Origin of the sequence: Runella sp. (genome assembly GCF_027484545.1) — a bacterium.
Classification (GTDB): domain Bacteria; phylum Bacteroidota; class Bacteroidia; order Cytophagales; family Spirosomataceae; genus Runella.
On record NZ_JAIXST010000248.1, the window covers coordinates 1 to 8,636 of the forward strand.

Here is an 8,636-nt window from a genome sequence, read left to right on the forward strand (position 1 = left end):
AACTTGGTCTTTGGAACGGTTATCCGTTTTTTTTCGGGATGGGTTAATTTCATTGGGGTTTTGCTTGGTCGTAAAATTTACAAATGTAGCTCATCCCAAGTTTTTATCAAAATGCCCTGAATCATGAAGTTAACTATCAAAACATCCGTTCAACAATCCTTCCAACAGGTATGGGCAGGTTTTACCGAAGATTTATTTAATAAACTCAGCCCACCGTTTCCTCCCGTTAAAGTCATTCAATTTGACGGTTGCCGGAAGGGAGATGAGGTAGAATTGGAGCTTAATTTTCTGTTATTCAAACAACGCTGGAAGAGCCTGATTACGGACCAACAAAGGACTGACAAGGAGATTTTCTTTTTGGATGAAGGGGTAAAACTTCCCTTTTTTCTAAGTTTTTGGAGGCACCGTCACCGTATTATCAAAGATGGTAACAATACCATCATTGCTGATGAAATTGAATTTCGTACTCCTACTTTACTGACCAACTATCTTTTTTATCCTCTATTGTGGGCACAGTTTGCTTACAGAAAGCCCATTTATAGAAAAGCATTAGCTAAAAGGAGGAGAATTTAACGCCCCATTTCGCGGAGGCGTTTGCTGGCAAACACAAACTCATTCAGTTCCTTTACGTCAGATTTCAGAATGGTCATATTATCACCTTCCCACAGTTTATGGCCTTTGTAAAGAAACATGACCTTTTCGCCGATTTCAAGCACAGAGTTCATGTCGTGGGTAATGACAACCGTCGTAATCTGATATTCGTCGGTAATTTCTTTGATTAATTCGTCGATTCGTATGGAAGTCAATGGGTCAAGGCCCGAATTGGGTTCATCGCAAAACAGGTACTTGGGATTCATCACAATGGCACGGGCAATACCCACCCGTTTTTTCATCCCCCCACTGATTTCGGAAGGCATCCGCTTGGCGGCCTGTTCAAGACCCACGCGAGCTAAACAAACGGCTACTCGGTCATCTTTTTCGCTTTCACTCATTTGAGTAAGCATCTCTAAGGGAAAGCGAACATTTTCAGCTACGGTCTTTGAATCAAACAAAGCTCCCCCCTGAAACAGCACACCCATTTCCCGGCGAATTTGTTTTCTTACATCCTCGTCACTGTTCCAAAAATCCCTTCCGTTGTAAAGAACCTCGCCCTTGTCAGGCTTTACAAGGCCGATCAGGCATTTAAGCAGTACACTCTTTCCGGTACCGCTACCGCCGATAATCAAACTGGTATCGCTGGGCTTGAAGGTACCGGAGACACCCTCCAGTACCATACGCCCGTCAAAGGATTTAGATATTTCATTAAATTGAATCATCGCAATTACATGTCAGATTCAGGTTCCCAAGGATTTCTAAGGGCATCTTCCTCTTCTTGTTTGGCCTCTATTTCTGCATCCTCTTTTTTGGTGCGTTCTACCCAAGCGGATACCAAAATGCTGATTTCATACAAGAGAGTGAGAGGCATAGCTACTAACACTTGACTCAGTACGTCGGGAGAAGGAGTAATAACCGCTGCCAAAATCAAAATAACTACAAAAGCATGACGGCGGTATTCGCGCATGAAGCGAGGATTTAAAAATCCAATTCTAGAGAGCACAAAGGCAACCACCGGCAACTGGAAAGTAAGCCCGCAGGCCAGAGTCAGGACAGAAATCAGCCCTACGTAGGAAGTAATATCAAATTGATTTTTGATGCGAGGATCAAGTTGGAAATTAGCTAAGAAGTTGATAGCCAAAGGGGATACGATGTAATATCCAAACAAAACCCCCGATAGAAACAGAAAGGTGACGTAAAAGACAGCTCCGCGGGATACTTTCCTTTCAGAAGGTTTCAGCCCGGGTTTGATAAAACGCCATACTTCCCAAAAGGCGTAAGGAAACGCAAACAGTAAACCTATAATAACCGAAGAAAGTAAAGCCATCGTAAATTGACCTGCCATTTCCCGGCTTTGCAATTCAAAATCTAATTTGTCAATGCAAAGTCCCTCGGCTCCTGTAAAATCGGCAATCTTACACATCATTCGATAGGTCCAAAAATCGGGTCGAGAAGGAGCCAATATGATTTTATCGTAGATTTCTTCAATAAAAATGAAAGCAACAATGGTAAAGACTAATATAGCGCCTACTGCCCGAATGATGTTCCATCGCAATTCTTCGAGGTGTTCTATAAAGGTCATTTCGTCACCTGCGGCTGTTTCTTTGTCAAATTCTTGGTCGAGTGGCATTTTTTATTTATTATTGATATTACTGTACAAATGTACATGCTTAGACGTTCTTGCGTTACAATTTCTTTAAAAATTAGGTTCAATTTTGGGCATCTAACAGGTTTTTACGACTTTTGGAGTAGTTTTTGTGCATCAAATTCAAATGAATACTAAATAATGAGTAGAGGGTTACTTAAAAAAATGGCTTCAATTCCAAAAAATATGCTGACTTTTGAGGAGCCTTTTGGGGATACCAACGGCCGAAAAACAGTGTTAAAAGAGGTGTCAGAGGGGTATCGGCGGCTATTGGAAGAAAAAATGGGTGACTTGAAAATAGATGCCGAACGTATTGGTAAACAGGCGTTAGTGATTGGAGGGACGATAGCGGCGGCGTATCTGTTGCTTGAATTGTTGCTGCCCGACGAAGAGCCCGAAATCAAAACGGCGAGTACGAATACGACTCCCGTTGTCATTGAACGTCGCGAAGAAAGTTCTTCGTGGATAACCAAAGCGGTTACTTCCTATGCAATAACATGGGCATTGGGAATGGCAAGACAAAAATTAATGGATTTTTTGGCCACACAGAAAAATAGGAATGAAGTCAGAAATACGAACGAAACTTCGGCATAACCTTCAGGATGGGCGAAAAGCATTCGCAGTATTGCTCGACCCTGACAAGGTAGAGCTTTCTTCGTTTCCTTTTATGTTGGCCGAAAGCATGCGCTACGGCGTAGATTTCTTCTTTGTAGGAGGGAGCTTGATTACGCGTTACGCTTCCGACGAAATCATTGCAGCTATTCGTCGCCATACTACTATTCCCGCTATTCTTTTTCCGGGAAACAGCCTTCACATTGAACCTTCTGCGGACGCGATTTTGCTGCTCTCACTCATCTCGGGGCGTAATCCAGAGTTGCTTATCGGGCAGCACGTCATTGCGGCACCGTTGCTGAAAAAAAGCAATTTGGAAATTTTACCCACGGGCTATATGCTGATTGAAAGCGGAAGAGCTACCACGGTTTCCTACATCAGCAATACTACGCCCATTCCGTACGATAAACCGAGTGTAGCGGCCTGTACAGCGATGGCAGGAGAGTTATTGGGACTGCAAATAATGTACTTGGATGCCGGCAGCGGTGCTCAAAAGCCCGTTTCGGCTGAGATGATTGCCGCCGTACGCAAATCGGTAGATACGCCCATTATTGTTGGAGGAGGCATTAATACCACTCAAAAAGCACAGGCTGCTCTGGAAGCAGGGGCTGACGTCATCGTGGTGGGTAATGGTATTGAGCAAAATCCTGATCTGTTGCCCGAAATTGCACAAATCGTAAAAGCATTTAACGAGAAAGTAGCTGTTTAGAAACGGGTAAAAATTGCCATAAATAGTTGGTAATGAAGTCTGCCCTTTACACATTTACCTCTACCCTTTTTCCTTATATTAGTTTCCCGAAACTTTTCCTTTTTTAGCTTCTTCCTTAGTTTCGCGCGGTGCGTTAGGATCGTAGGAGAGTTTATTAACGTAAAATACTTCTCTTGGTGCCCCTACCCACTTTTCACTGCCGATTTTTTGGTATCCATACGCTAAAAAATAACGGTCGTACCACGCAGCTAAGACACCTTTATCACTGTCGACAATACGATCTTTTTCATCCGACGTTTTGATGACGAAGGCTTCTCGTTCGCGTACTACTTTGTTCCGTTCAATCACTTCGGTATTTATTTTACCATCTTTGGGATAACCCAATACCAATAACTCATTGCGCCGGGTGACCTGTACCATCGGTAGTAATTCAATACTTTCTACATTGTCAAGCGCGAAGCAATTATCCCAAAGTAAAGTGCCTGTTCTGTCAAAACCACAAACAATGGCGTGAGTGTAACGAAAACTGTCGTATTCGCGATTGTTATTGCGTGACATTCCACCTCCGTAATAGATACTCCCGTTTTTATAAACCGGATAATATACCTCTGCGACCAGAACAAACTCATCGTTATTTTTGATGACATCGTGAACCAGCAATCGGTACCTGAATTTGGGTTCCTTTCCTTCTTCTTTCCGTTTAGAAATTTTCTCCACTACGCGTTGTTTCCGTTTGGGCTTCAGATAGTTAAAGAAATTTTCGAGTTTTGAAAAATCGACCCATTGGAGTTTTTCGGGTTCTGAATCTTTAATTCTGGAAAAATACAAACCCTGCGAATATTGCGTACAGCCCTGCGCATAGTTGCCTACAATGAGAGACGACGTTTCGTCAAGCGGCAGGATTTTGCCCGTTATCAATCCATTATCATCCTCAAAAGGCATCGTGGTTGTTTTAATAAGGCGGCCTTCGTACGAGTAGGTTTTAATGGTAAATTGGCAATCTCCCCGTTTGATTGTATAAAGCAGCACACTCAACTGATTACGCTGTTCGTCAAGTTCAATATTGCTGATTTCGGTATTGCTGGTGTATAAATACGGCAAGGCTTTGATGCTTTTGTCAAAAAAAGAAAAGGCCATTACGACGGGGCGGCTGTGGTGGTAGCCTCCAATAAAGGCGGTATTGCCAAGGACTTTAAAATGAACAATATCAGCGCGGGTAAGCAAATCTCCTTTGAAGGTTTCGGTTTCACCATTTTGTAAATCCAAACGCAGTACGGTGACCTTATCGGTGTCTGTTTCCTGCAATAGCCAAAAGAGAAAATGCTGATTGTAGTAAGATTTGATGGGATGCAGTTCGTAGGCTACTTTGTATTCGGTCATCCAACGTTGCTTGAGGTCGGGGTCAAACCGATAAAAAGACCACTTTTCATTCCCATAATGTTCTTCTTGGCGCTGGGTAACCAGCAAGCCGTCTTTGTCAAGGGGCGTAACATCGAAAAATTCGTCTATACTTTGGCTCACCTTAAACTCCAGCCGCGACGATTGCTCCAACTGAGCAACGGCAGCGAGAGGTAGCCAAATTCCTATCAGTAGTATTATGAGAGAATGGAGGCTTTTCATTTCATGGCGTAACTTAATGTGTAGAAAGGTACGAAATTAGAACCATTTTTTAGTAATACAATAATTTGCTTGCCGAAATTGCCGTACTTTTGCGGCTCATTTGAGCCGTTATTGTGAGTTTATGATTGATTTTTCAACGTAAATTAGGAAAAATAATCAATAAATTCAACAAATAACGGATTAACGAATAACCTACCATGCAAATCGAATCCCTTATCAAGACTTCTCTCCAAAGCGCACTAAGAGAGATTTATAACGTTGAAGAACAAGTTATTGCGCTCCAACCTACCAAAAAAGATTTTGAAGGTTTTTATACGTTTGTCACTTTTCCCTATACCAAAAGCCTACGAAAACCTCCCGTTGAAATCGGCAATGCTCTTGGACAGTACTTGGTGGAGCATTCGGGTGTGGTTAGTAACTTCAATGTCGTACAGGGTTTCCTAAATCTGAGCATTGCCGAATCGGCGTGGATTGAAGCGTTGAATGCATTGGCCCTTAACCCTGATTTTGGATTTGCGCCTGCAAACGGTCAATCGGTAATGGTAGAATTTTCATCGCCTAATACCAATAAGCCTTTGCACTTAGGCCATTTACGTAATAACTTCTTAGGTGATTCGGTTTCGAGAATTTTAAAAGCAAACGGTTTCAATGTGAGTAAAACCTGTTTGGTCAACGATCGCGGTATTCATATTTGCAAATCCATGTTGGCGTATGCCAAGTTAGGAAACGGCGAAACACCCGAATCGTCCGGGCTCAAAGGCGACCATTTGATTGGGAAATATTATGTGTTGTTTGATAAAGAATACAAACAGCAAATAGAGACTTTGGTCGCAGAAGGAATGAGCAAAGAGGAAGCCGAAAAGAAAGCACCTTGGATTCTGGAAGCGCAGCAATTGCTTCTGAAATGGGAGCAGGGGGATGCTGAAACATTGGCGCTGTGGAAGCAAATGAACGAATGGGTATATGCCGGCTTCAACGATACATATCAAAAAATTGGGGTCAGTTTTGACAAAACATACTATGAATCAAAGACGTATCTGCTTGGCAAAGATGCCGTAGATGAAGGATTGGCTAAAGGCATTTTCTATAAAAAACCGGACAATTCGGTTTGGATTGATTTAACTGCCGAAGGTTTGGATGAAAAACTTGTCTTGCGGGGTGATGGAACGTCGGTATACATGACGCAGGATCTGGGAACTACTGATCTTAAATTCAGCGATTTTCACAGCAACAAATCCATTTGGGTCGTAGGCAACGAGCAGGATTATCACTTTCAAGTCTTATTTGCTATTTTGAAACGTCTGGGCCGTACCTACGCGGACGGTTGCTATCACTTGAGCTACGGGATGGTAGATTTGCCGTCGGGCAAAATGAAATCGCGGGAGGGAACCGTGGTGGATGCGGATGAATTGGTAGCTGAAGTAACTGCCGCTGCCGCAGAAGAAGGCAACTCCAAAGGCAAAATAGAGGATTTTAGCGAAGCTGAAAAACAACGGCTTTTCTCCATGTTGGGTTTAGGCGCGTTGAAATATTACCTGTTGAAAGTTGATCCTCAAAAACGAATGATGTTCAACCCCGCCGAATCGGTTGAGTTGCACGGACATACGGGACCATTTATCCAATATACACACGCCCGTACGCGTTCCGTGTTGCGCAAAGCAGTACAAATGGGTGTAGATTGGGCAAAACCCGCTACTGCGGTTCCACTGGCAAATTCAGAACGTGAGGTGATTTTTACGTTAACTCAATTTCCTGAGCGTATTGCCGATGCTGGCCGCAATTATTCGCCGGCCTTGATTTCGCAGTATGCCTATGAATTGGCCAAGGCGTACAATACTTTTTATGCCGAAGTTTCAATTCTTCAGGAGCCCGATGCAGAAGCACAACACGCCCGCCTGCTACTCTCACAGGCCGTAGCGGACGGTATTCAAAAGGCAATGGGATTATTGGGGATTGAAGTGCCAGAGCGGATGTAGAAACAATCCTTATAAAGGTTTAAAACCTTTATAAGGATATCTATTTTGCTCTCGTAAGCAGCTAATACCCTCAAAAAATGAAGTGCTGGGCAGAAGGCAAAAAGTGTGCTTACAATTTATTTGTTCGTAAATTATATTCAAAAGTAACAATAACAGCCCTGTTCTCAGGGCTATTTGGGTCGTTTCTATTTATCGGGTTTTTATCACCGTAGTTATGTTCCTCAAAAAACCCATCAGTTAATTTGTATTTTTCAGTCAAATTTTGACGAATAAACTTTATTCTTTTCTGTGAAATTTCTGTCGTTTTAGTTTCGTCTGATCCTTTGCCTGTTTTAGAGGCGTATCCTTCTATTTTTACTTTTTTTATTTCAACTTGCTTGAAATCAATATTTTCGTTAATATTTCGAAAAAAGGGGATCATATCCAAAGGAGATAGAGTTGTGCTATCTTTTTCAAAATTTTTCAGTACAAATATGTTCTTAATTGGTAGTTTAGGTTTAGGAACTTGATTGGTGTGGATATTTTTATTATAAGCAATAGATTGGCTTGGGTTTGGAATACTATATTTTTTTTCATATTCAATTAGAAAAATACCTGAACCTTCTGTTCCTATTAAAATTTTTTTTGTCCCTATTATTGGGCATATAGTTTTTGATTGTGTAGAAGAAAAGGCTGGTTTAGAATTATTATTTAATTGTAATAGAAGGTTTCCCTTATCCCAAGAAAATACTTTTAAATCACTCCCTGCAATCCAAAACAAATCATTGTCATTATCGTGATAAACATCTCTGACGTCTTCACTATTTGCTTGTAAATGAAAATCCCTAAACCTAATATCGTAATCTCTGGCAGTACATATAACTCCTTTTGATGAAAAAGTGAAAAAAAAACTGAGTTTTGAAAACTTAATGACAAGTTTATCACCAGAACAAAGTAGATTTTTAAAGTTATCTTTAAATAGGCCCTTTTGAGTCATTATGAACTTCAATTCTTTGTAAAATTGTATTTTAAATATTTCTTGTTCCTGTGGTACAGGTTTCTCTTCAATAAGTGTAGGTTGTCTATCTGTCAATTTTATTTTCTTTAAAAAACTATTTTCTTTCAATAACCAGAGTGAGTTTTTATCAATTTCAAAGTCTGTGATAGATGTTAATATTTTAGGCTCTACTATATTTTCCAAATTACAATGCGTTGTTACACACATATTAGCAGTATTCAAAGAAAGGATTCCTTTGTTTGTCAATAAAAACAACTGGTCTTTATTTTCTGGATTTTGAATAAAGTCTTTTACTACATCGTTTACTACGGACTTTGCATAGCTTACGCTATTATTTTTAATCTTGAAATGAATAAGTCTTTGACCTATAATACAAAAAAAATTGTCACAAATTGCTTCAATTTTTTTTACCTGGGAATTGGGCAAAATAAGCATCTCATAAGATAGCCTAATAACTTTTTGGCTGTAACATTGTAAAATAGT

Annotated in this window: 8 protein-coding genes; 4 read left to right on the forward strand and 4 right to left on the reverse strand. The window is 40.8% G+C overall.

Annotation, left to right across the window (positions count from 1 at the left end):
• The first annotated feature begins 123 nt into the window (after nt 1-123).
• Entirely contained in the window at nt 124-573 is a 450-nt protein-coding gene (locus Q0081_RS22630; protein WP_298358978.1) for a hypothetical protein, read from the forward strand.
• Here Q0081_RS22630 and Q0081_RS22635 read toward each other — a convergent pair.
• Together Q0081_RS22635 and tatC are read right to left on the reverse strand one after the other, a co-directional pair.
• On the reverse strand, nt 570-1,316 hold the full coding sequence (locus Q0081_RS22635) for an ABC transporter ATP-binding protein (RefSeq protein ID WP_298358981.1): 747 nt from the start codon (nt 1,314-1,316) through the stop codon (nt 570-572). The two genes, Q0081_RS22630 and Q0081_RS22635, sit on opposite strands and share 4 nt — an antisense overlap.
• A 5-nt stretch (nt 1,317-1,321) precedes the next feature.
• A complete protein-coding gene (tatC, locus tag Q0081_RS22640; RefSeq protein ID WP_298358984.1) occupies nt 1,322-2,224 on the reverse strand; it encodes a twin-arginine translocase subunit TatC in 903 nt (300 codons plus the stop codon).
• A 180-nt stretch (nt 2,225-2,404) separates the two neighbouring features.
• Between tatC and Q0081_RS22645 the strand changes: the two genes are divergently transcribed.
• Both Q0081_RS22645 and Q0081_RS22650 read left to right on the forward strand, forming a co-directional pair.
• Nucleotides 2,405-2,833 carry a hypothetical protein gene (locus Q0081_RS22645; protein WP_298358987.1) on the forward strand — a complete coding sequence of 143 codons (429 nt, stop codon included), beginning with the start codon at nt 2,405-2,407 and terminating at the stop codon, nt 2,831-2,833.
• A complete protein-coding gene (locus Q0081_RS22650) occupies nt 2,799-3,560 on the forward strand; it encodes a geranylgeranylglyceryl/heptaprenylglyceryl phosphate synthase (RefSeq protein WP_298358991.1) in 762 nt (253 codons plus the stop codon). The genes Q0081_RS22645 and Q0081_RS22650 overlap by 35 nt, the downstream gene beginning before the upstream one ends.
• 78 nt (nt 3,561-3,638) lie before the next feature.
• On the opposite strand, the gene Q0081_RS22655 is transcribed toward Q0081_RS22650, so the two are convergent.
• Complete coding sequence (locus tag Q0081_RS22655; protein WP_298358994.1) at nt 3,639-5,180, reverse strand: hypothetical protein; 1,542 nt, start codon at nt 5,178-5,180, stop codon at nt 3,639-3,641.
• Nucleotides 5,181-5,377: 197 nt separating this feature from the next.
• Between Q0081_RS22655 and argS the strand changes: the two genes are divergently transcribed.
• A complete protein-coding gene (argS, locus tag Q0081_RS22660; protein ID WP_298358997.1) occupies nt 5,378-7,156 on the forward strand; it encodes an arginine--tRNA ligase in 1,779 nt (592 codons plus the stop codon).
• A gap of 109 nt (nt 7,157-7,265) precedes the next feature.
• Here argS and Q0081_RS22665 read toward each other — a convergent pair.
• Nucleotides 7,266-8,636, reverse strand: a 1,371-nt coding sequence (locus Q0081_RS22665; RefSeq protein WP_298359000.1) for a hypothetical protein, incomplete at its 5' end; no start/stop codon positions are given.

Bases quoted from the DNA above. Each gene is read 5' to 3' on its own strand.
- Q0081_RS22630 (WP_298358978.1), top strand. From the start codon at position 124: ATGAAGTTAACTATCAAAACATCCGTTCAACAATCCTTCCAACAGGTA.
- Q0081_RS22635 (WP_298358981.1), bottom strand. From the start codon at position 1,316: ATGATTCAATTTAATGAAATATCTAAATCCTTTGACGGGCGTATGGTA.
- tatC (WP_298358984.1), bottom strand. From the start codon at position 2,224: ATGCCACTCGACCAAGAATTTGACAAAGAAACAGCCGCAGGTGACGAA.
- Q0081_RS22645 (WP_298358987.1), top strand. From the start codon at position 2,405: ATGGCTTCAATTCCAAAAAATATGCTGACTTTTGAGGAGCCTTTTGGG.
- Q0081_RS22650 (WP_298358991.1), top strand. From the start codon at position 2,799: ATGAAGTCAGAAATACGAACGAAACTTCGGCATAACCTTCAGGATGGG.
- Q0081_RS22655 (WP_298358994.1), bottom strand. From the start codon at position 5,180: ATGAAAAGCCTCCATTCTCTCATAATACTACTGATAGGAATTTGGCTA.
- argS (WP_298358997.1), top strand. From the start codon at position 5,378: ATGCAAATCGAATCCCTTATCAAGACTTCTCTCCAAAGCGCACTAAGA.